The organism is Microbacterium sp. NPDC087665 (genome assembly GCF_044743285.1).
In the GTDB taxonomy this organism is placed as follows: domain Bacteria; phylum Actinomycetota; class Actinomycetes; order Actinomycetales; family Microbacteriaceae; genus Microbacterium.
In genome coordinates this window covers 472,945-494,851 of sequence record NZ_JBIUWD010000001.1, presented here as the reverse complement: position 1 = coordinate 494,851, position 21,907 = coordinate 472,945, and the positions used below count along the sequence as shown (strand labels likewise).

Annotated in this window: 24 protein-coding genes and 1 tRNA gene; 16 read left to right on the top strand and 9 right to left on the bottom strand. The window is 67.6% G+C overall.

The genetic code is table 11. From position 1 onward, the window contains the following. Positions 1–152: 152 nt before the first annotated feature. A complete protein-coding gene (locus ACIOSY_RS02400; RefSeq protein ID WP_400848410.1) occupies positions 153–1,700 on the top strand; it encodes a Fic family protein in 1,548 nt (515 codons plus the stop codon). 39 nt (positions 1,701–1,739) lie between these two features. Here ACIOSY_RS02400 and ACIOSY_RS02395 read toward each other — a convergent pair whose 3' ends face one another. After that, complete coding sequence (locus tag ACIOSY_RS02395) at positions 1,740–2,141, bottom strand: GreA/GreB family elongation factor (protein ID WP_400848407.1); 402 nt, start codon at positions 2,139–2,141, stop codon at positions 1,740–1,742. Between the two features lie 389 nt (positions 2,142–2,530). Here ACIOSY_RS02395 and ACIOSY_RS02390 point away from each other — a divergent pair, with 389 nt between their 5' ends. Next, on the top strand, positions 2,531–2,908 hold the full coding sequence (locus ACIOSY_RS02390) for a UBP-type zinc finger domain-containing protein (protein ID WP_400848403.1): 378 nt from the start codon (positions 2,531–2,533) through the stop codon (positions 2,906–2,908). Positions 2,909–2,923: 15 nt separating this feature from the next. On the opposite strand, the gene ACIOSY_RS02385 is transcribed toward ACIOSY_RS02390, so the two are convergent. Beyond that, positions 2,924–3,523, bottom strand: a complete 600-nt coding sequence (locus ACIOSY_RS02385) for a class I SAM-dependent methyltransferase (protein WP_400848401.1) — start codon at positions 3,521–3,523, stop codon at positions 2,924–2,926. Positions 3,524–3,706: 183 nt separating this feature from the next. Between ACIOSY_RS02385 and ACIOSY_RS02380 the strand changes: the two genes are divergently transcribed. The 4 genes from ACIOSY_RS02380 to ACIOSY_RS02365 all read left to right on the top strand — a co-directional run bounded on the left by ACIOSY_RS02380 (position 3,707) and on the right by ACIOSY_RS02365 (position 7,341). Then, the gene (locus ACIOSY_RS02380; protein ID WP_400848398.1) at positions 3,707–3,889 is read left to right on the top strand and encodes a hypothetical protein; all 183 of its coding nucleotides are present in this window, start codon (positions 3,707–3,709) and stop codon (positions 3,887–3,889) included. 170 nt (positions 3,890–4,059) lie between these two features. Then, a complete protein-coding gene (locus ACIOSY_RS02375) occupies positions 4,060–4,698 on the top strand; it encodes an RNA polymerase sigma factor (protein WP_400848395.1) in 639 nt (212 codons plus the stop codon). Next, entirely contained in the window at positions 4,695–5,684 is a 990-nt protein-coding gene (locus ACIOSY_RS02370) for a hypothetical protein (RefSeq protein WP_400848392.1), read from the top strand. Before ACIOSY_RS02375 ends, ACIOSY_RS02370 begins: the two co-directional genes overlap by 4 nt. A gap of 61 nt (positions 5,685–5,745) precedes the next feature. Then, complete coding sequence (locus ACIOSY_RS02365) at positions 5,746–7,341, top strand: hypothetical protein (RefSeq protein WP_400848389.1); 1,596 nt, start codon at positions 5,746–5,748, stop codon at positions 7,339–7,341. Between the two features lie 33 nt (positions 7,342–7,374). Here ACIOSY_RS02365 and ACIOSY_RS02360 read toward each other — a convergent pair whose 3' ends face one another. The 5 genes from ACIOSY_RS02360 to ACIOSY_RS02340 form a co-directional block, all read right to left on the bottom strand. Further along, positions 7,375–7,800, bottom strand: coding sequence for a hypothetical protein (locus ACIOSY_RS02360; protein WP_400848386.1), 426 nt, complete (start codon positions 7,798–7,800; stop codon positions 7,375–7,377). A gap of 8 nt (positions 7,801–7,808) precedes the next feature. Continuing rightward, positions 7,809–8,798, bottom strand: a complete 990-nt coding sequence (locus tag ACIOSY_RS02355) for an aldo/keto reductase (RefSeq protein WP_400848383.1) — start codon at positions 8,796–8,798, stop codon at positions 7,809–7,811. Between the two features lie 76 nt (positions 8,799–8,874). Then, complete coding sequence (locus tag ACIOSY_RS02350; RefSeq protein ID WP_400848380.1) at positions 8,875–9,495, bottom strand: DUF2510 domain-containing protein; 621 nt, start codon at positions 9,493–9,495, stop codon at positions 8,875–8,877. Positions 9,496–9,576: 81 nt separating this feature from the next. Continuing rightward, a complete protein-coding gene (locus tag ACIOSY_RS02345) occupies positions 9,577–10,104 on the bottom strand; it encodes a hypothetical protein (RefSeq protein ID WP_400848377.1) in 528 nt (175 codons plus the stop codon). A gap of 192 nt (positions 10,105–10,296) precedes the next feature. Next, positions 10,297–11,094, bottom strand: coding sequence for a siderophore-interacting protein (locus ACIOSY_RS02340; protein WP_400848374.1), 798 nt, complete (start codon positions 11,092–11,094; stop codon positions 10,297–10,299). A 107-nt stretch (positions 11,095–11,201) separates the two neighbouring features. Here ACIOSY_RS02340 and ACIOSY_RS02335 point away from each other — a divergent pair, with 107 nt between their 5' ends. Continuing rightward, the gene (locus tag ACIOSY_RS02335; protein ID WP_400848371.1) at positions 11,202–11,693 is read left to right on the top strand and encodes a hypothetical protein; all 492 of its coding nucleotides are present in this window, start codon (positions 11,202–11,204) and stop codon (positions 11,691–11,693) included. Between the two features lie 26 nt (positions 11,694–11,719). Here ACIOSY_RS02335 and ACIOSY_RS02330 read toward each other — a convergent pair whose 3' ends face one another. After that, complete coding sequence (locus tag ACIOSY_RS02330; RefSeq protein ID WP_400848368.1) at positions 11,720–12,511, bottom strand: SDR family NAD(P)-dependent oxidoreductase; 792 nt, start codon at positions 12,509–12,511, stop codon at positions 11,720–11,722. Between the two features lie 84 nt (positions 12,512–12,595). On the opposite strand from ACIOSY_RS02330, the gene ACIOSY_RS02325 reads away from it, so the two are divergent. The 3 genes from ACIOSY_RS02325 (at position 12,596) to ACIOSY_RS02315 (ending at position 14,163) form a co-directional block, all read left to right on the top strand. After that, the gene (locus tag ACIOSY_RS02325) at positions 12,596–13,081 is read left to right on the top strand and encodes a MarR family winged helix-turn-helix transcriptional regulator (RefSeq protein ID WP_400848365.1); all 486 of its coding nucleotides are present in this window, start codon (positions 12,596–12,598) and stop codon (positions 13,079–13,081) included. Between the two features lie 96 nt (positions 13,082–13,177). Then, positions 13,178–13,528, top strand: a complete 351-nt coding sequence (locus ACIOSY_RS02320) for a cupin domain-containing protein (protein WP_400848362.1) — start codon at positions 13,178–13,180, stop codon at positions 13,526–13,528. A 53-nt stretch (positions 13,529–13,581) separates the two neighbouring features. Continuing rightward, positions 13,582–14,163, top strand: a complete 582-nt coding sequence (locus tag ACIOSY_RS02315; protein ID WP_400848359.1) for a helix-turn-helix domain-containing protein — start codon at positions 13,582–13,584, stop codon at positions 14,161–14,163. A 333-nt stretch (positions 14,164–14,496) separates the two neighbouring features. On the opposite strand, the gene ACIOSY_RS02310 is transcribed toward ACIOSY_RS02315, so the two are convergent. Continuing rightward, positions 14,497–14,579: transfer RNA gene (locus ACIOSY_RS02310), tRNA-Leu, on the bottom strand. A 203-nt stretch (positions 14,580–14,782) separates the two neighbouring features. Here ACIOSY_RS02310 and ACIOSY_RS02305 point away from each other — a divergent pair. Genes ACIOSY_RS02305 through ACIOSY_RS02280 form a run of 6 tightly spaced genes read left to right on the top strand, consistent with a single transcriptional unit; the run spans position 14,783 to position 21,889 of the window. Then, positions 14,783–15,499: an FhaA domain-containing protein gene (locus ACIOSY_RS02305; RefSeq protein ID WP_400848356.1), complete on the top strand. Its 717-nt coding sequence runs from the start codon at positions 14,783–14,785 to the stop codon at positions 15,497–15,499. Continuing rightward, complete coding sequence (locus ACIOSY_RS02300) at positions 15,496–16,017, top strand: FHA domain-containing protein (protein ID WP_400848353.1); 522 nt, start codon at positions 15,496–15,498, stop codon at positions 16,015–16,017. The genes ACIOSY_RS02305 and ACIOSY_RS02300 overlap by 4 nt, the downstream gene beginning before the upstream one ends. A 7-nt stretch (positions 16,018–16,024) precedes the next feature. Continuing rightward, positions 16,025–17,320, top strand: coding sequence for a PP2C family protein-serine/threonine phosphatase (locus tag ACIOSY_RS02295; RefSeq protein WP_400848350.1), 1,296 nt, complete (start codon positions 16,025–16,027; stop codon positions 17,318–17,320). Beyond that, positions 17,317–18,702, top strand: a complete 1,386-nt coding sequence (locus ACIOSY_RS02290) for an FtsW/RodA/SpoVE family cell cycle protein (RefSeq protein ID WP_400848347.1) — start codon at positions 17,317–17,319, stop codon at positions 18,700–18,702. Before ACIOSY_RS02295 ends, ACIOSY_RS02290 begins: the two co-directional genes overlap by 4 nt. Beyond that, positions 18,699–20,153: a peptidoglycan D,D-transpeptidase FtsI family protein gene (locus ACIOSY_RS02285; RefSeq protein WP_400848344.1), complete on the top strand. Its 1,455-nt coding sequence runs from the start codon at positions 18,699–18,701 to the stop codon at positions 20,151–20,153. Before ACIOSY_RS02290 ends, ACIOSY_RS02285 begins: the two co-directional genes overlap by 4 nt. Further along, positions 20,150–21,889, top strand: a complete 1,740-nt coding sequence (locus ACIOSY_RS02280; protein WP_400848341.1) for a protein kinase — start codon at positions 20,150–20,152, stop codon at positions 21,887–21,889. Before ACIOSY_RS02285 ends, ACIOSY_RS02280 begins: the two co-directional genes overlap by 4 nt. The last annotated feature ends 18 nt before the right edge of the window (positions 21,890–21,907 follow it).

Sequence of the window (21,907 nt, the reverse complement as noted above, 5' to 3'; positions counted from 1 at the left end):
GCCTTCCGGAGGAGGTCGTGATTAGTGCGATAAGTATCCGGTTGCCGAAGTATTACCCATGAAAGTTTCCGAAATACCCTACTATTACATAAATAAGTATCCAATTCGTGCATCGCGCGGCATGTTTTCCCCAATAACTATCCGGAGGATCGATGACTGTTCTGTTCGCAAAGGACTTCCCGTCGATCACCGGGCGCAACCGGCGATTGCAGGACGGCGTGATCCGCGCGTTGTACCGAGGAGTCTGGACCGATCAAGTCGACGAACCCCCTGAGGCCGTCGTCCAACAGCACTGGCAGACCATCGTCGCGCACCTCCTTCCGAATGCCGTCATCACTGACCGCTCCGCCTTCGCGCTCGCCCCGGTCAACGGCGAGCTGTTCGTCTCGCACAAGCGGTCCACCCCCCTCACCCTCCCCGGGCTGACCGTGTATCCCGACGGCAAGGCAGACAATGGTGCCGGTGGTCCCGACACGTTCCGGGTCGCCGACGGTGCCCTGTTCGGCGTCAACCGCACCCGAGCCCTCATCGACAATGCCGAGCTTCGCGGCAGGCCATCGGCGGTACCCCGACGATTCAATACTGAAGAACTGCACGATCGAATCACCCACATCGTGACGACATCCACCGCCAGCCAGGTTCGCCACATGATCGGCGACGTGCAGGCGAACGCGAACAAGGTCGCCGCCGAGCGAATCGTCACGATCATCGAAGCAGCGCAAGGCCTCCGCTCCCTGCCCACCAGCTCGCACGCGCTGAGTGCAGCACAGCGGAATGAGCCGTACGATCACGCGCGGGTCGCGCTGTTCCGCCAGCTCGCCGCCGATCTTCAGGATTCGCCGCCGGTGATGCGTCTGATCACGGATGTCGACAGGGCCGCCTACGTCCCGTTCTATGAGGCGTACTTCTCCAATTACATCGAAGGTTCCACCCTGAACGTCGATGAGGCCCGTCGAGTGATCTTCGACAACGCCGATGTCGGCAAGCCCCAGGACGCTCACGACATGCGCGCCACTTGGGAGGTCGTCGCCGACACGGTGGAGATGAGCAGACGTTTCGCCGACGCCGACGAGTTCCTCGACACCCTCCGCGACCGGCATCGCGTGATGATGGCCGCGCGCACGGACAAGCTTCCGGGCGAGTGGAAGGTGGAGGCCAACCGGGCCGGGTCCACAGTGTTCGTCGACCCCGAGAAGGTGCCCGGAACGTTGCGCGCAGGGTGGGAGGAGGGACGCTCTCTCACCGATCCGTTCCAGCGCGCTCTCTACATGATGTTCCTCGTCAGCGAAGTTCACCCCTTCGCTGACGGCAACGGACGCAGCGCCCGGGTTGCGATGAACGCGGAACTCGTCACGGCCGGGCACCATCGCATCATCATCCCCACCGTCATCCGAAACGAGTATCTGTCGGGGCTGTCTCGCATCACCGCCGGCAACGGCCCGGCCACGCTCCATCGAGTTCTGGAGCACGCGCAGAAGTGGGTCGAGCGCGGCGAGTTCGGCGACCTGGAGACAGCAGAGAAGTACCTCCGGGTTACCAACGCGCTCGTTGATTCCGGTGTCGCCTCCGAGCAGGGCATCCATCTGCAGCTTCTGCGAATCGGACAGCTCGACGAGATGCCCGATCAACCATTCCCGTTGCCACCGAGTTCCACCGAAGGAAGCTCATTGTTCGGAGGAGTGCTGGACAGTCTCCCGTAACGCGCGCACCTGTCGGCGTTGGGTTAGTGCGCCTCGGCGTCAGCCGGCGGAGGCTGGTTCCGCGGCGACCACGGTGACCTCGATGGGGCCGTTCGGCGCCGCGTAGTTCACCCGGTCACCCACGCGCCGGCCGTCGACCGCGCTGCCCAATGGCGACGCCGGCGAGAGCGCACGGGCATCGGCGAGCACCCCGCGGTCCCCGAGCAGGAACGTCTCGGTGTCGCCACCGCTGCCGAAACGGACCGTGACGAGCATGCCCGGCTCGACCAGGCCGTCGTCGGGCTTGGCGCCTGTGTCGGCGTTGCGCACGAGGGCTCTCAGCTCGGCCAGGCGGGCGATCTGCCCGAGGCTCAGGGCTTCGGTCCTCGACTCCAGGTCGAAGACCTCTGCCTGCAGGGCGGACAGCGTTGCGGACGGCATCCATACCGCTGTTGTGTCCACGGGGGCTCCTTCGGAGTGAGGTCGTATCGGCGTTCCGCGTCGAACGCGTCGATGGGTGTTGTGCTGTTGAGGGGGCGGGCGCGGGTCGCCAAAGTCGTGACGACCCGCGCGGCGGGCTCAGCCCTTGGCACCCTTGCGAGGCTTGAGGAACGCATCCGGTGCGTTCTTCTCGCGCTTGGCTGCTCGCTTCTCCTTGAGAGACAGCTGCGGAGCCTTCTTGGTCTTTCCAGACATGGTCGCTTCCCCTTCTTCTGGCTGGCGTAACCACCGACCATAGCGGGTATCCAGGGGAAGTCAAATATTTCCCCTGACCGGGAAAAAAGACGCGTCAGTCTACCAGATCCGGCCGCCGGAGTGCAGAATGAGCAAAGGCGAGCGAAAGGTGAGAGATGACCGATTCAGCATCCGGCAGCGACGTGAGCACGTTCATCCATCTGGAGGTTCCCCCCTCGGGTGCAGGATGCGTCGACTGCGACGCCATCGGATCGTGGTGGCTGCATCTGCGGCGCTGCGCGGCCTGCGGACACGTCGGATGCTGCGACGACTCGCTGCACAAGCACGGCACGAAGCACGCCCACGAGACCGGGCACCGCATGATGCAGAGCTACGAGCCGGGCGAGGACTGGTTCTGGGACTTCGAGACCGAGAGCATCATCGACGGCCCGGTACTCGCCCCGCCCACGAGCCACCCGCTCTCGCAGCCCACCCCCGGCCCGGCCGACCGAGTTCCGGAGGACTGGGAAGAGCGGCTCGGCGCCGGTTCATAGCCGTTCGTTCCGGGGTCAGCTCGCGCGCCGCTCGCACACGAGCGCACCGTGGGGGCGGTGGCCCGGTCCCGACCGACGATGGGCCTCGACGACGTCGAAGCCCGCCTCGGTCACGGCATCCGTCAGCTCCTGGGCCGACCAGCGATACGCGCCGATCACGGCGTGGTCGAACGATTCGGTCGACGGGGCATCGAAGTAGCCAAGCACCAGGGTTCCGCCGGCTCTCAGCACCCGCGCGAACTCGTCGAGGGGCAGCGAGATGCGCGCGGGCTCGTGGTGGATCGTCGAGTACCACGAGAGGATGCCGCCGAGCGATGCGTCGGGTTCGTCGATCTGCTCGATGCTGCCGACGTCGAAGCGCACACCCGGATGCGTCACCCGCGCATGCGAGATGAACGAGGGCACCAGGTCGATGCCGCGAATCTCGATGCCGCGCGATGCCAGGTGCGCGGTCCAGTGGCCGGGGCCGCACCCCGCATCGAGCGCTCGGCCGTCGATGCCGTCTGCCCAGGTCTCGATGAGGGCGCGGTCCGACGGGTGCACGGCATCCATGCTTCCGAGCAGGTCGGCGTACTCCTGCGCCCGGCGCGTGTATGCCGTCGTCACCTCCGTCACCCGGTGCACCCCTGCCGGAGAGTTCTCATACGCACAACCGTAGGCCAGCCACCGGCCCGAGAAATGAAGGGTAAGGAATCGGCCGCAGCCGCAAAGAGAGCGTGAATGCCGTCGACGACAGCGAATTAGTCTCGCTCCCGAGGGGGTCTAACAGTGCGGCGATTCATGTGGTTGACGGCGTTGGTGGCAGGACTCGCAACCGTGGCGGCAGCCGCGTCGATGAGCCTGCGCATGGTCGAGCAGCAGGCAGCCACCGGCGAGCCCCCGCCCGGCATCCACGGGGTGCTCTTCTTCCTCGGGCTGCTCCTGGTGGTCATCGCGACCATCGGAAACGTCGCTCTGACGGCGATCGAGCCCCGCGCGTAGATGACGGCATGGCCGCGCAGACGATCGCGATCGAATTCTGTAAGGAATCGCTTTCAGCGGCAAAGAGCGGATGCCCCGCCCCACGAGCGGCGTTCCATACTGAAAGCCGGGGGGCCGGCTCGTGCGCCCCCGCGAGGGGCGCACGAGTGCCGCCGTTGGGTAGCGTGAGGGTGACGAAGACACGGAGCGGGGTGGCGATGCGGCTGCGATTCGGCCTGCGCTCCAGCCTGCGCACAGTGTTCGCCGATGCCGCCCGACAGGGTTCGCCCGAGAGGTCCTCCCCGTGGGGCGGGCGCTCCTCGGCACAGCCGCCGGTGCGCAACAAGGCGGTGGTGTTCCGCATCCTGTTCGACGAGCACCTCCCTCGCGTGCGCCGCCATCTCTCCTGCTTCCTCGACGACCGCGACGAAGTCGACGAGATCGTCGCCGACGTCTTCGTCGTCGCGTGGAAGAAGCTCAAGCCCGAGCATCCGATGGGCATCACCTGGCTGCTCCGCACAGCCGACAACAAGCTGCGCGACGCAGCGCGACGCGATCGTTCCCGCAAGCGGGCCATCGACGCACTCACCCGGGGGCTGCGAGACGACTCGGAGTCGCTGCATCCGCTCGAGACGCTCGCCCTGCGCGAGGCGCTCACCGCCCTCAGCGCGCGCGAGCGGCAGGTGATCGTGCTCACCTACTGGGACGGACTCAGCGCCGGAGAGGTGTCGGAGGTGCTGCGGTGCAGTCCCGCCGCGGTATGGACCACGCTGACGCGGGCGCGCACCAAGCTCCGCACGCAACTCGATGCGAGGGAGGGAGAAGCATGACACTGACCGACGACCAGCTCGACCGGCTGCTCATCGCCGCGAACCCTGCTCCGCCGCAGGAGTTCGCCGTGCCGAGCGCTCAGGACATCGCGCTGCGGGAACGCATCATCCGTGGCGACCTTGCACCGCGGCGCGCACCGCGACGCCGGGGCATCTGGGCCGCCGGCCTGACGACGGCCATCGCATGCGGCGCGATCGTCGCGCTCATCGCCGTGAACGTGCTCGCTCCCGATCAGCGCGCGGTCGCGTTGACCCCTCCGCCACTGAGCTACACGAGTCCCGAACCGCTTCCGACGGTCATCCGCGATGCGCAGACCGCCCTGGCGGAGGGCAACGGCCCGGCGCAGGCGAACCACGTGGAGTACGTGACGTGGGGGTGGAGCATCGACATGTCCGAGGAGCACATCGAGGTCATCCCTCAGGAGATCACGAGCGACTGGACGGCCGAGGGCGGCAGCGTCACGACCATCGTCGCCGGACAGTCGTTCTGGACCGACGACGAGCGCCCCGAAGGCCTCGGCGAGAGCCCCTACGAGCCCGGCGACCTGATCGACCGGGTCGTGATGACGCCGGAGCAGTTCAACATTCCACCCGCCACCGCCGCGCTCAGCGGTTCGAGTCGGGACGATCTGGCCGCCGCGCTCGCGCCGTACGTCGAAGACGATCCGAATCCGACGTCGGGGGAACTCGCGACGGCCATCGGCTCGCTGCTGAGCCTGTGGACGCTGACCGATGAGCAGCACGCGACCCTGCTCGACATGCTCGTCGACGCCGGTGGCGTGACGGTGCTCGGCCAGACGACGGATCGCCTCGGAAGAGACGTGGTCGGGCTGCGCGTCTCCGAGCCGTTCAACCCGCTCTATCGCATCACGGTGCTCGTCTCGCGCGACACCGGACGCATCGTGGGCATGGAGGACGAGCTGATGGAGCCACTCGACTTCATTCCCGCGGGTGTCACCGGGTACACGCTGTGGGACGTGGGGTAGCTCCGCGAGGGTCGCGGAGCGCTGGCGACCCGGCGGCGCCTTCACCTATCGTGTTGTGGGTATGAGCGAGACGCGAGCGGTCGACGAAGCCCCCCTGTACTCCGAGCAGTTCCTGATGACGGCGGTGCCCGACCTGCTCGTCGAACTGTGGCGGCGAGACTCGCGCGAGGCCGACGAGATCGTCGCCGCTCTTCGCGCCACAGGCTTCACCGTCGACGACTCGCTCCGAACGGCGGCAGAGCGAAAGGCCACGGTGTTCCGGTTCCGCCTGGCGGAGCCCGGCGACAAGACGTTCGAGCGTCGACTCCGCGCGGCGATCACGAAACGGCTGGGCAAGGCGACGGGAGACGACCGGGCCTGGAACATCGGGCGCTTCCGGGCCGGAGTGATCTCGTCGGGCAAGACCGTCGATATGCGGTTGTCCGCCGAGTACGCGACGACCGAGCTGCGCGCGGCGGCGGTCGACTGGATCGCCGGCATGGATGCGGCCGAGTGGGCGGTGCGCCACCGCTTCGTCGACGACAGCCCGGCGAACGAACGGGCGGCGGATGCTTCGCGCGCCGAGTTCTCGCCTCGATCGGCTGAGGTGCATCTGCACGACGAGCACGGGCCGCGCGCTTCGCTGCTCGTTCCCGCGACCGTGCGGGCGCCCGACGCGCTCAGCGCCGACAGCGAGAAGGGCTTCGCCGCGCTCATCGACTACCTGTCGGAGGCCCTCGGCGCTTCCGCGACCCCGGGTTCGTGGGAGCGCGAGGGCCGCTCCTTCACGCTGCGGTCGACCGGGGCGACGAGTCGGCGCCCGTACCTGAAGGTGACGTTCGAGACGACGTCGGATGCCGCATCCGGTGCCGCTTCGGGGCGCGCTTCGGGGGCGACAGGCGACTCGCCCCGCCTCGACCAGAACCCGGCGGCACGCGTCCGATCCGACGCGAAGCGCTACTCCCCCGACCAGCTGCTGGCCGCGATCCCGGCCCTGATCGAAGACCTGTGGAAGCGCGATTCCCGCGAGCCTGAGGCCGTTCTCGACGCCCTGCATTCCGCCCAGCTGACGGTCGACGACGACGAGCGCGCCTCGGCGACACAGGGCCACGCGCACTTCCGTTTCCGCTTCGACCCGGCCCCGGATGACGGGTTCGAGAGGCAGCTCCGATCTGCCATCACGAAGCGAGTCGGAAAGCACTCCGGCACCGACCGGCACTGGAACATCGGGCAGCTCACCGCCTCGCTCACGGTGAGCGGCCGCGGGGTGGGCGTGCACCTGCATCCGGAGTATTCGGCGGCCGAACTGCGCGACGCCGCCGCCGACTGGCTGCAGGGAGCGGATGCCGCCGCCTGGGCCGCCCGCCACCGCTACATCGACGACCGCCCGGCACTGGAACGCACGGCAGACTCCCCCTCGCCGTTCTCTCCGTCTGCAGTCACCGTCTACCTCCACGCGACGACGGGGCCCCGCGCATCGTTCTTCCTGGCGCCGGGTGTGCGCGCTCCGGGTTCTCTGCCCGCTGACGACGACGCACGCTTCGCCTCGGTGGTGGAGTATCTGGTCGAGGCGCTCGGCCCCGCCTCGGGCGACGGCCGCTGGGTTCGCGAGAACCGCGCCTTCACGCTGCGACGCATGCGCAGTCGCACGCGCGTGGTCGAGTTCACGACGATCTGAGCGGGCGGGTTCGCTCAGCGAGCGGCGATTCGCTCAGTCGAAGACGACGACGTAGTCGCCCACTCGTTCAGCGTCGTCGTCATCGGCACCGAGGTCGGGGTCGTAGGTGAGCACGACCCGAACCTCGTCGGATGCGATCTCGAGCGGGAGGGCGCCGCATCCCGTCATCGGGCCGGTGGCCAGCCCGTCGACGATCAGACAGATCGTGTTCGTCGCTCCGTACGTGTCGCCGCCTCTCGCCACGTGGAACCGACGCCCTTCGGAATCCTCGCCCAGCAACCTCGCCGTGTCGAGCTCCACGAGCCCGCTCTGCTCCTCGGCCAAGCTGTTCGGCAGCTCCACCGCCGTGCCGCTCTCGAGCACATCATCGATCGGCGAATGGACGCATCCGGTGAGCAGCAACGCCCCTGCGGCGAGCGCGGTCAGCGTGGCACGGCGGCGGGTGCGCGACGTCGTCATGGCACTCCTCAGAATCCTTCGGCCTCGCGCGGCGTGTAGGCGCTCCCGAGTGCTTCGAGTTCGGATGCTTCCAGACGGATGCCGGCGGCGGCGACCGCGTCATCGATATGACTGGCACGGGTGGCGCCGACGATCGGCGCGGTGACGGCCGACTGCTGAGCGACCCAGGCGAGCGCGATCTGCGCGCGGGAGACGCCTCGCTCAGAAGCCACGCGCGCGACAGCGTCGACGATGGCCCGGTTCGACTCCTCTTCGCGGTGATAGAGGGTCGCGCCGAAAGCATCCGTCGCCGTGCGTGCGGTCTTCTCGTCCCAATCGCGCGTCAGACGACCGCGTGCGAGCGGCGACCAGGGCAGCACACCGACGCCCGAGTCGAGGCAGAACGGGTGCATCTCGCGCTCTTCTTCGCGCTGCAGCAGGTTGTACTGGTCTTGCATCGAGACGAAGGGCGTCCATCCGTTCTGCACGGCGACGTGCTGCGCCTTCGCGAACTGCCACGCCCACATCGACGAGGCGCCGATGTAGCGGGCCTTGCCCGAGCGCACGATGTCGTGCAGCGCCTGCATGGTCTCTTCGATGGGCACCTCGGGGTCCCACCGGTGGATCTGGTAGAGGTCGACGTAGTCGGTGCCGAGGCGACGCAGGCTCGCGTCGATGCCCGAGAGGATGTGCGCGCGGCTGAGGCCTGCCTGGTTGGCGCCGTGGCCCATGCGCCCGTGCACCTTCGTGGCGATCACGATCTCGTCGCGGTGGGCGAAGTCGCCGAGCGCGCGGCCGACGAATTCCTCGCTCGTGCCGTCGGAGTAGACATCGGCCGTGTCGAACGTGGTGATCCCGGCCTCGAGCGCCTGCCGGATGAGAGGCCTGCTCGACTCCTCGTTCAGCGACCAGCCGTGCGTGCCGCGGTCGGGAGCCCCGAAACTCATGCATCCCAGCACCACGGGGGAGATACGCAGCCCCGATCGGCCGAGCTTCACGCTGTCTGTGGTGTCGAGCATCCGCTTTCCGTCCTGTCGTCGGTCGTTCCGATCGTCTCACAGGGCACCGACGGGGCGGCAGTGCGGAGGAAGGAGCCTAGGCCGCCACCTTCTCGAGGATGGTCGCCACCAGCTGCCCACTCCAGACGAACGCCCACACCATGACGAGCGCAAACACTGCTACCTGGATGACGACGGTCACGATGAGAGGTGCCGGGCCGCTCCCTCCACGGCGACGGACGACGACGTGGCGGCCGATCACGTAGGCCAGCGGAGAGATGAACATCCACCACCACGCGAACGGACGCACGAAACCACGCTCGGCGAGTACGCGGGTATCGAGGTATGCGGACCAGATGCAGAGCGCCGACGTGACCCATCCGACCACGAGCGCGACCAGGTACCACGGCGTGAAGATGAGATCGAGTGGTGCACCGACGATCAACTCGGGGTTCGGAGGCGACCCGTCGGTCGGGATCGACGCCACGAGATCCACCATGCTGCGTTGCAGATGGTCGAGGTAGCCGATCATCGGAACCAGGGTGAGCAGTGGGAGCAAGACGACGAGCCATATCCAGGTCGTATGCGAGCTGGTTCCCGCAGGCACGTGCGGCGGACTCGTCGGCCCGACCGTAGGTGCGACGTCGACCCACTGAACGCCATCCCACCAGCGTGGGGTGCCGGATGCGTCCGGGTACCAGCCCGCAGCAGCGGTCACGCGTCGTCGCCATTCACCAGTGCGCTCATCCCGCCACCCTACTGGGGTGCATGCGCCCCGGATGTTGCGCCCGGCGTGGAGCTACTTGAGCCACTCGTGCGCGAACACCGTGGCGTCTTCGAGGGTCGCCGAGCGCAGATGTCGCGTGCTGAACGCATCGCCGAGCACATGGCCGCGGCGCGGGAGACCGGTGTACGGCAACAGGTGGCGCACCCAGTCGCGCTCGATGCGCGGGCTGCCGAACGGACCGTTGGCCACGATGAAACGCTCTTTGCGGGTCGGGCCGATGCCGAGGTCGAGGGTACTGACACCGCGGAAGGTCATCGTTCGGGCACGGTCGATGCGTGAGAGCGGCACGGGAGGCGCGCCATTGATGCGGATGAGGCCGGTCTGCGGGTCGAACTCCGCGTACTGGTTGAGCACGATGAGCAGCGGGGTGACGATCACCGGGATGAGCAGGAACAGCAGCAGAAGCGGCGTGTTTTCGGGATGCGAACTGAACAGCGCGAAGACCGAACCGACGGCTGTCGCGCCGACGCCCATGATCAGGCTGACGATGATGCCGCGCCACGGCGTCGGGCGGCCCAGGCGCACGACGGTCATGGTCAACGGGCCCCTTCGGTCAGCGCGCAAGCGCGCGCGTTCCCCTGATGATACTGAGCCGGCGTTCGGGAGGAGATCGGCAGTCGGGAGGAGCATCCGCCCGCGTTCGTCCTCCCCGGTGCCGATCTCCTCCTGAATGACGGAAGGCGGATGCCGGAACGGATGCCGGATGCCGGATGCCGACCCCGGATGCCGGGACTACTCGATCTGCCCGATCGGCTCGCGCTTCTCGGCCTGGAACTGGTCTTCGGCGCGGCCCCGCGCCCAGTAGGCCGAGATCGACAGCGACTCGCGCGGCACCTCGCGCTGCTTCAGCAGAGCGCGCACCTGCTTGATCGTGCCGCGCTCACCGTGCGCGAAGACCCAGGGAGTGCCCTCGGCCCACGGGAGTTCTTCGAGCGCGCTCAGCAGCCCGTCGTCGGTCTCGGTCCAGCGCAGGTTCACTCCCGCCGGCACCTCCGGCAGCACGCGGTCGGCCGCATCGGCGATCGAGAGGAGCACGTGGCCGACGGCATCCGCATCCATCGCTTCGATGGCCGATGAGATCGCGGGCAGAGCCGTGTGGTCGCCGATGAGCAGGTGCCAGGGCGCGCTCGGCTCGGGCAGGTAGCTTCCACCGGCGCCGCTCACGACGAGCGTGTCTCCGGGCTGCGCGTTGCGTGCCCAGGGGCCGGCGACACCCTCGTCACCGTGCACGACGAAGTCGATGACGAGTCGACGCGCAGCGGGGTCGGACGCGCGGATCGTGTACGTGCGCCGGGTCGGGAGCTTCTCGGGGCTCTCGTCGCGCAGCTGCGCCAGATCGTACGGCGGAACGAGACCGTGACGCGGGTTGGCGAAGAGGATCTTCACGTACTTGTCGGTATAGATGTTGTCGTTGAACGCCTCGTAGCCGTCACCGCCGGCAGTGATGCGGATCAGTTCGGGACTGACCTGCTCCACCTCCTGCACGGTGAGAACGGCCTGGGTGGGTGCCTTACGAGGCTGATCTGACATTACTTCTCCCGGATTCGCGGATGCTCGTTCCAGTCTGCCCGGGATGCAGCGGCGGGGGGGGCGAGTGGCATGATGATCGGGTGATTCTCGGTCGTCGGCGCGCAGTCATGATGGGGGCGGTCCTCGTGGCCGCCGGGCTGATGATGAGCGCCTGCGCCGCACCCGCCTCCCCGCAGGATACGACCGCGCCGATCGTGACATCCGCGCCGTCGACCGCTCCGCAGCCCACCCCGGACGAGGTCACCCCGCTCGGCCCGGTCGAGACCTTCCTTGCCTGGATCGACGCGTCGCGAGCTCCAGACGCCGAGAAGGCATGCGCCGGCATCTCTGAAGAGCTCGCCGCCCGGATGATCGCCGAGCTGAACAGCAGCGGACCGTTTCAGGTCAGCACCTGCGACGAGATGATCACCGCCACCGCCGAGCTCTATCGTGCGACGGGTCAGAGCGCCGAGGTCGAGGTGTCGGTGCAGGAGCAGAGCGAATCCGATGCCACCCTCTTCGTGACCTATGTCGACTCGGGCGACTGCGGCACCGTCGTGATGGCCCGCTCCGCGACCGGATGGATCATCACGGAGCAGTCCGAAGAGTGCGCCGTCTGATCTGACCCGCTCGGTTGCGCCACGAGTCACAACATGCCGGTGAGCACTCCCCCGTCGCCTCGGACCGCCGCGCCGTTGGTGGCCGAGGCCAGCGGGCTCGCGAGATAGGCGACGAGGTTCGCGATCTCGGCCGGGTCGAGGAAGCGCTCGAGCAGCGTCGTACGGTTCTGGCCGATGATCGCCTGTTTCATGGCGTCGGTCGGCAGCGACTGGGCGTCGGCCACCGCGGCCACGGTCGCCGCGACGCCGTCGGAGTACGTGGGTCCGCCGAGCACTGTGTTGACGGTGACCTCGGTGCCGCGGGTGAGCTTGGCCAGGCCGTTGTTCAGGGCGATCATCGCCGCCTTCGTCACGCCGTAGTGCACCATGTCGGCGGGCACGTTGACGCCCGATTCGCTGCTGATCGAGACGATGCGGCCCCAGCCGCGTTCGAGCATCCCGCCGAGCACGTGCCGCGACAGTCGCACGGCGCTCATGACGTTGACATCGAAGTAGCGCGCCCACTCGTCGTCGTCGACCGCGCCGAATTCGGCCAGGCCGAACAGGCCGACGTTGTTGACCAGGATGTCGACGTCGCCGAGTTCGACCAACAGCCGAGACACCTCGTCGGGCTTCGCGAAGTCGGCGACGAGGCCGGTCGGGTTCGAGTGCGGATGCTCCTCACGAAGCCGAGCGACGGCGGTGTCGAGACGCGCGGCGTCGCGTCCGTTCAACGTCACCTGCACTCCCTCGGCGGCGAGCGCTGCGGCGATCGCGTAACCGATCCCCTGGCTCGAACCGCTGATGAATGCCTTCTTGCCTGCGAGTCGCAGATCCATGATGGTCGCCCTTTCACTTGCCTGAGCAAGTCACGGTACGCTCATTCACTTGTCCGGGCAAGTCAGCAACGGTAGCCTGAAGCCATGGCGATGACGAAGGACGACGATGCACTGAGCCGCGACGAGCTCGAGATCTGGGCATCCGTCGCGACTCTGCTCGAGCGCCTGCCCACCGCTCTCGACGCGCAGTTGCAGCGCGACAGCGGCCTCACGCACTTCGAGCACGGCATCCTCTTCGCCCTGCACAGCACACCCGAGCGCACCCTGCGGCTCAGCGTGCTCGCCTCGTACGCGAGCTGCACCCTGTCGCGACTGTCGCGCGCCATCTCCCGCCTCGACTCCAAGGGCTGGGTGCGTCGCGAGATCGACCCGACCGATGGGCGCTTCACGCTCGGCGTGCTGACGGATGCCGGCGAAGAGAAGGTCGCCGAATCGACGCCCGGCCACCAGGCTCTCGTGCGTCGCCTCGTCTTCGACGCGCTCACGGATGCTCAGGCCCGACAGCTCGGCACGATCAGCCGCAAGGTGTCCGCGGCGGTCGGGCCCGATGCCGCGTGGAGCCCGGCGTAGGTGCGGATCCTTCCCCACCCGAGTCGGGCGGAATTCGCACGGCGGATGGCAGCCCGGCCCCTGGCCTCCCTCTCGCGGCCGGGCCATCGTTGGAGGATGCACAAGCACAATGTGTTCGACGAGACCGCGACGCTGACCGAGTTCTGGTCGCAGCGAGTCCTGCAGGAGTCGAACGGCACTCTGCTCAAGGTCGCGAAGGGCATCGACTCGACGCGCTGGCACAGCCATGACGATCAGGACGAGACGTTCCTGGTGCTGTCGGGAAAACTGATCGTGCAGCTGCGCGACGAGGATGTGGAGCTCGGTCCGGGCGACCTCTTCACTGTTCCGCAAGGGGTCGAGCACTGCCCCGTCGCCCCAGAGGAGGCGCGATTCCTCATCATCGGTCGCAGCGTGACCTCGAACGCCGCCGGCGGCAAGCCCGAGTGGAGCTATACGGAGAGCTGACGCCGCCGCTCCCCATCGAACTGTTATCGTATTAGAGAACACGGGGAGGTCGCATGAGCATCGCACGTTCGTTGCGCCGGGCCAGACGACGCTCGGGCGCTTCCCTTCGAACCATCGCATCGCGATCGGGAGTCGGCGCCGGCAATCTCAGCGCCATCGAGAACGGACACCGCGACCCCACCACCTCGACGGTGGATCGGCTCGCGTTCGCCATCGGTATCGAGCTGATCCCCGTTGCCACACAAGGGCGTTCGTCTGCCGCGCGCGCCGCGGAAGAGATCGTGGAGGCGGAATCCCTGGGCCAGTTCCCTGTGGCATACCGGCGGTTCATCCAGCTCGCCGACGATCTCGCCTCCGCAGATCCCGTGACACGCGTGCTCCTTTCCGCCGAAGAACCCGATCAGTCGGCATCTCGGTGGCTCGATGCCATCGCCGCGCTCCTGGAACTCCGCTTAAATCAGGCGTCCGCCCCCATCCCGTCATGGGTTACGACGCGCCTGGGCGACCCGGCTTCCGTATGGGAGCCTCAGCGGAGCGCGCGTCCGCTTCCGGTCTCCGCGGATCGGACCCAAGTGCCGCGGGAGTTCCTCCGACGCGGCATCGCCATTGAAGAAGGCGAGCTTGCGAGCGTGTGACACGCTCGCAAGCTCCTGGAGAATCATGTCGAGCGTTCTGACGCGAGACGACATCATCGACGGCGATCGACCGGCGTCGATGGTCCCGTCACTCCGTTCCAGGATGTCGAAGCCGTCGCAGTCGAGGTGGCGAAGGAACGCGGCTCGCCGCTGAACTGGGTGAACGATAAAGCCAAGATCTTTCTCCCCGACGGCATCGGCCGCGGACGTACGACCGAGTGGCGAACCTTTTAGAGGCGGGCCTTCCCCCGCTCGCTCCACCACCACCGCCCGACTTCAGATGACCGGACACGAAAAAGGCCCGGTCATCTGACCGGGCCTTTTCACTCGCTGTGCGCGAGGGGGGACTTGAACCCCCACGCCCGTAAGGACACTGGCACCTGAAGCCAGCGCGTCTACCATTCCGCCACTCGCGCGAGTGTTTCGCTCCGAAGAACTCAACTTCCCGAGGATATCACGCGTCCAGACCCCCGAAGAAACCAGGGCGGGTCTGACCGCTCCCCCACCCGTCACAGCCGCCGATTCCCGCATGATTACGCCGCCACAACCTCCCGGCGGGGCGGACTTTCAGCACACCTGGCTACGATGTCCCTACCGGTTGGCATGCCAGAGGAGCCCAGTGGGACTACTTGACAGCTTTGAGAAAGGTCTCGAGCGCGCTGTGAACAGCGCCTTCGCGAAGACCTTCCGCAGCGGTATCCAGCCGGTGGAGATCGCTTCGGCGCTTCGGCGTGAGGCCGACACGAAGGCGGCTGTCGTCAGCCGCGACCGCATCATCGCGCCGAACAACTACGTCGTGCGTCTGAGCACCGACGATGCCGAGCGCATGCGCTCGCTCGGCGGCGCGCTCACCGATGAACTGCATGCTCTTCTCACCAAGCACTCCAAGGCGCAGGGCTACAGCTTTTCTGGCCCGCTCTCGATCGCTCTCGAGGGCGACGACAAGATCGCGACCGGCACGGTGCGCGTCAGCTCGGGCACCGTCGAGGGTCGTGTGAGCTGGGACGCCGTGGTCGACGTCGACGGCCGCCGTCACCGCATCACCAGTGCCCGCACGGTCATCGGACGCGGCACGGATGCCGACATCACGATCGCCGATGCCGGATCGAGCCGCAAGCACGCCGAGATCCTGTGGGACGGCGAGCGCGCCATGATGCGCGACCTCGGTTCCACGAACGGCACGAAGGTCAACGGGAACAAGCTGCGTGAAGCGGCCCTCCCCACCGACACGACCATCACGATCGGTCGCACCGATCTCGTCTTCCGCATCGTCCCCCAGGCTGCGCCCTCGCGCGCCGGCGGCGACGCGACGCGCGCCTTCGGGAGCATTCAATGAGTGAACTGACTCTTCTCCTTCTCCGCATCGGGTTCTTGATCCTGATGTGGTTCTTCGTGTTCGGGGTGGTGTACTCGCTGCGCGCCGACCTGTTCGGTGTGCGCGTGCGCAAGCTTCCCGCCGAGGCGACGGCCGGCGCGTCTGCTCCGGCAGCGGCGCCCAAACCCGCCGCGACGAAGCCGGCCTCCGCACGGCCTGCCAACACCGGACCTGCGACGGTCGCCACCGCTAAGCGGCTGGTCATCACGTCGGGCCCGAAGGCGGGTCTCGAGCTGCCTTTGGGCACGGATGCTCTCACCATCGGCCGCTCCAGCGAATCGGCGCTCGTCATCCGCGATGACTACACCTCCAGCCACCACGCGCGCCTGCTGCTGCGCGGTGACGCCTGGGCGGTGCAGGACCTCGACTCCACCAACGGCACGTTCGTCGCCGGCCAGCGCGTGACCGGCGCGCCCGTCTCCCTCTCGCTCGGCACGCCGATCAAGGTGGGCGCCACGACCTTCGAGCTGCGAGCCTGACGCGGGCATGGTCTTCGAAGGCTCGAGTGCCGCGATCTCCCACACCGGGAAGATCCGCTCCAACAACCAGGACTCCGGTTACTCCGGAGCGAACCTGTTCGCCGTCGCTGACGGCATGGGCGGCCACGCCGGTGGTGACGTCGCGTCGAGCATCGCGATCCAGCGTCTGCAGCCCCTCGATCAGGCCTACGCCTCGACCGACGACGCCCAGGCCTCGCTGCAGGCCGCGGCGACGACGGCTGCCGGCGACCTGATCCGTGCCGCCAAGGAGCGCCCGGAACTCGCCGGGCTCGGCACCACGGTCAGCGCGATCATCATGGTCGACGACTACGCCGTGATCGGCCACATCGGCGACTCGCGCATCTATCTCTACCGCGACGACGTGGTCACGCAGATCACCGCCGACCACACCTTCGTGCAGCGCCTCGTCGACTCGGGCCGCATCACGCCCGAAGAGGCGCGCTACCACCCCCGCCGATCCGTGCTCATGCGCGTGCTCAGCGATATGGATGCCGACCCCGAGCTCGACATGTTCGTCATGCCGACGCAGCCGGGCGACCGCTGGCTGCTCTGCTCCGACGGCCTCTCCGGCGTCGTCGACGAGACCCGCATCCTCAAGGCAATGCGCCTGGGCATGGCCCCGGGCCGCACGGCCGACAACCTGCTCAAGCAGGCCCTCGACGGTGGTGCTCCCGACAACGTCACGATCGTGCTGGTCGACGTGGGCGGACAGCATCCGCTCTCCTCCGGCACCCCGACGATCGTCGGGGCGGCATCGAACCCGTCGGGCGTGATCGTCCCGCCCGTGCGCGCACCGCGCGGCAACTGGCTGCACCCCGTGCGCCAGGCCGCCAACGAGCCCAGCCACTTCGAGCCCGCTCCCGAATACCTCGAGGAGCTCATCGAGGAAGACCGCCGACGCGCGACGCGTCGCCGCGTCGGATGGATCGCCGGGATGCTCCTGGTGCTCGCCATGCTCGGCGTCGCCGCCTTCGCGGCCTACAGCTGGACGCAGACGCGCTACTTCATCGGCGCCGACGACGACAGCGTCGTGATCTTCCAGGGCGTACAGCAGAACATCGGCCCGATCACGCTGTCGACGCCGGTGGAAGACACCGACATCCTGCTCGCGAACCTGCCCGAGTACCAGCGGGCGTCCGTCGAGAGCACCATCACCGCGCGCTCGTTGTCGGATGCCATGGCCATCGTCGAGCGCCTGCGCGCCGGCGCCGAGGCCAATGTTCTGCCGACCCCGCTGCCCACTCCCCTGCCGACCGAGACCCCCGACGGCGGTGAGGGATGAGCGCCGACGTCTCCGCCGACACGAGCGTGATCAAGGCGCTCAAGCGCCTGCGCACGCCCCAGAAGCAGCGCAATCGCGAGTTCTGGTTGCTGCTGTTCGCCGTGCTGATCGCGGGGGCCTCGCTCACGCTCGTGCAGCTGGGGGCCCTGGGCACGATCGACCCGATGATCCTGGCGATCGGCGGCGGCCTGGCCGTGCTCGCGTTCGCCCTGCACATCACCCTGCGCATCGTGGCGTCCGACGCCGACCCGTTCGTCGTGCCGATCGCCACGCTCCTCACCGGTCTCGGCATCGCGATGATCTACCGCATCGACATCGCGAAGAGCCTCACCGGGTGGAACGCGTACTCGACGAAGCAGCTCGCCTGGACGGCGATCTCCCTCGCCGGTGCGATCGCCGTCGTGATCCTGCTGCGCAACTACCGGGTGCTGTTCCGGTACACGTACATCTTCGGCCTCGCCGGCATCCTGCTGCTGCTGCTGCCGTTCGTTCCCGGTCTGCGCATCCCCGATGCGAACGCGGCCGTGTGGGTGTCGCTCGGCGGCGCCTTCGCCTTCCAGCCCGGTGAGCTGGCCAAGATCTGCCTCGCCATCTTCTTCGCCGGCTACCTGGTGCGCACGCGCGAGAGCCTGACCTCGGTCGGCACGCGCTTCCTCGGCATGACGTGGCCGCGCATGCGCGAACTCGGCCCGGTGCTGGTGGTGTGGGCAATCTCGCTCGGTATCATCGTGATCCAGCGCGACCTCGGTACCGGAACCCTGATCTTCGGCATGTTCGTCGCGATGCTCTACGTCGCCACGGGCAAGACGAGCTGGGTGGTCATCGGCCTCACCCTCGTGGTCGCCGGTGTCGCGCTCGCGACGCAGATCCTCAGCTATGTGCGCGGCCGCTTCATCAACTGGCTGTTCCTCTTCGACCCGAACCAGGTCGACCCCGACGGCGTCGGCTACCAGCCCATGCAGGGGCTCTTCGGCCTCGCACGCGGCGGTCTCGTCGGCACCGGTTGGGGTCAGGGCCTGCCTGAGAAGACACCTCTCGCGCACAGCGACTACATCATCACGAGCCTCGGCGAGGAGATCGGCCTGATCGGGCTCTTCGCGATCCTGGCGCTGTACATGGTGTTCGCGAGCCGCGGCGTGCGCATCGGACTCGCCGGTCAAGACGACTTCGGCAAGCTGCTCGCTCTGGGTCTGTCGTTCACGATCGTGCTGCAGGTGTTCATCATGTTCGGCGGCGTGACGCGGTTGATCCCCCTGACCGGCCTCACCACTCCGTTCCTCGCCGCCGGTGGATCCTCACTCGTCGCGAACTGGCTCATCGTCGCACTGCTGCTACGGATATCCGACGGCGTCCGCCGCCAACCGAGGGTGGTGATCGGATGACGAAGGAACTCCGCCGTCTCAGCATCGTGATGCTGTTCATGTTCATCGCGCTGTTCGTCTCCGTGAGCTGGATCCAGGTCGTCGAGGCCGATAGCCTCGCCCAGAATCCGCACAACAAGCGCACGCAGCTCGAGAGCTACGAGATCCAGCGCGGCGCGATCATCGTCGACGGCATCTCGATCGCCTCGTCGGTGCCGAGCGATGACACGTACAAATTCCAACGCGTGTACTCGGATGCCGCCATGTGGGCGCCGGTCACGGGTTACTTCAACCCCGCGCTCGGCTCCAGCACGGGCATCGAGCACGCGATGAACGCCGACCTGTCGGGCACCGGATCGAACGCCTTCTTCGCCGAGATCGAGCGCATCTTCTCGGGGCAGCCGGCGCGCGGCTTCAGCGTCGAGCTCTCGCTCGACGCCGCCGTGCAGAAGGCCGCGTACGACGCCCTCGGAGACAAGAAGGGTGCCGTGATCGCGATCGAGCCGAAGACCGGGCGCATCCTGGCGATGGTCTCGACGCCCGGTTTCGACACGAACCTCATGGCCACGCACGATGCGGATGCCGCGAACTCGACGTACGACCAGCTCGTCGACGATCCGCTGAAGCCGCTGTACAACCGCGCGATCGCCGGCGACCTCAACCCGCCCGGCTCGACGTTCAAGCTCGTCGTCGCCGCAGCGGCCTACGCCAGCGGCAACTTCACCCCCGACTCGACCCTCCCCAACCCCGCGGTCTACACGCTGCCGGGATCGTCGAACCGCGTTTCCAACGCGTGGGGCAGCGCCTGCGGACCCGGCGACACGGTCACGATCGCCGAGGCGATCCGCCTCAGCTGCAACATCCCGATGGCAGAACTCGCCGTCGAGCTCGGTGACGACGCGATCCGCGAGATGGCCGAGAAGTTCGGCTTCAATCGCAGCTTCGAGACGCCGCTGGAATCCACCGCGTCGAGTTACCCGCGGGCCCTCGACGACGCGCAGACCGCCCTGACCGGATTCGGTCAGGGTCAGGTCACCGCGACGCCCCTGCAGATCGCCATGGTGGCCGCCGGCATCGCCAACGACGGGGTCGTGATGAACCCGCAGATGGTGGACGCCGTCATCGGCAACGACCTGTCGGTCGTGCGGTCGTTCGACAACACCGAGTTCGGTCGGGCCCTCGAGGCCGACGTCGCCGACGAGGTCACCGACGCCATGGTCGCGAGCGTCTCATCAGGAGCTGCGCAGGGTGCAAGAATAGACGGGATCGACGTGGCCGGTAAGACCGGCACCGCTGAGAACGGAAACAGGCCGCATACGTTGTGGTTCACCGGCTTCGCGCCGGCGGACGACCCCGCGGTTGCAGTAGCAGTCGTCGTCGAAGACGGCGGCGGACAGGGACAATCCGGATCCGGCGACACGATCGCCGCTCCGATTGCAAAGATGGTCATAGAGGCGGTGCTGGGCAGATGAGGCCGACGCAGGGTGTGTCGTTCGGTGGTCGTTACGAGCTGCAATCGCGAATCGCGATCGGTGGCATGGGCGAGGTCTGGGAGGCGACGGATCACGTCATCGGACGTACCGTCGCGATCAAGATCCTCAAAGACGAGTACATGGGTGATCCGGGGTTCCTCGAGCGCTTCCGCGCAGAGGCCCGTCACGCAGCACTCGTCAACCATGAGGGCATCGCGAGTGTGTTCGATTACGGCGAGGAGAACGGCAGCGCCTATCTCGTCATGGAGCTCGTGCCCGGCGAGGCGCTTTCGACCGTGCTCGAGCGCGACGGTGCGCTGAGCGCCGACAAGACGCTCGACATCGTCGCCCAGACGGCATCCGCCCTGCAGGCGGCGCATGCCGCCGGTCTCGTGCACCGTGACATCAAGCCCGGAAACCTGCTGATCACGCCCGACGGCCGCGTCAAGATCACCGACTTCGGCATCGCACGCATCGCCGACCAGGTGCCGCTGACCGCCACCGGTCAGGTCATGGGCACCGTGCAGTACCTCTCGCCCGAGCAGGCATCCGGTCACCCGGCGTCGCCGGCGACCGACACCTACTCGCTGGGTATCGTCGCGTACGAGTGCCTCGCGGGTAAGCGTCCGTTCACGGGCGAGTCGCAGGTGGCGATCGCGATGGCGCAGATCAACGAGCAGCCGCCGCCGCTGCCGCCGACCGTGCCGATCCCGGTGCAGAACCTCGTCATGGCGATGATCGCGAAGAAGCCGAGCGATCGCCCGTCGTCTTCGGCGACCGTGGCGCGCGCGGCTCAGGCCCTGCGACGTGGCGACCTCAACTCCGCCGCGATCGCCGTTCCCGCGATCGCGAACGGCGGTGTGGCGCCCGATGACGCGACCCGCATCCTCACGGCATCCGGCGACGAGGGCGCGACCCGCGTACTGCCGACCACGGCGCAGCTTCCGGCCGGCGAGCCCGAAGAGGGCGACGAGACCAAGAAGAAGAAGCGCAGCCCGTGGACGTGGCCGCTCGTGGCGCTGATCGTGTTGCTCGTGGGCCTCATCGTCGGAACGATCTGGACCCTGTCGAACGCCGGCGAAGACGAGGCCGACCCGACGCCCAAGCCGACCACTTCTGTCACGCCCAAGCCGACGCCGACCGAGACCGAGACCCCCGAACCGGAGCCGGTCGACATCGATGCCCTCGGTCTCGTGGGCATGACGTGCGACGCCGCGATGGCGGCAGCGCGCGACGCCGGTCTCGAACCGAACTGCGTCACCGGCTCGACCACGGCTCCCTCGGCCGACCTTGAGGGCGCCGTCGAACGCGTCGAACCTCGCGGTTCGGTCGCTCCGGGCTCGGCGATCACGCTCACGCTATACGCCGCGCAGACCCCCGTGGGCAAGCCGCAGAACGCGCCCACGTTCTCGAGTCCTGTCACAGAGGGAAAGCCCGCCACTGTCAACTGGACCGCTTTCACCTGCCCGTCCGGTACCGGCACCCTCTCGTCGTACGAGGTGACGCTCACCAACGCCACCTTCAGCGGCGGTGCAACGGTGCTGAACTTCGACCCGAACGCATCACCTCCCCGCACAGCCCAGATCACGGTCGACGCCGGCAAGGCAGGACAGGTCGTCACCGCGACCTACCGCGCCTTCTGCGGAGACCGTGCTTCCGAGGTCTCGCCGCAGGGCCAGTCGGGCACGATCATCGCCGCCGTCCCCGATCCGGGAACCGACGGCGACGGCGAGTAGCCTGTACTTCCACACCAT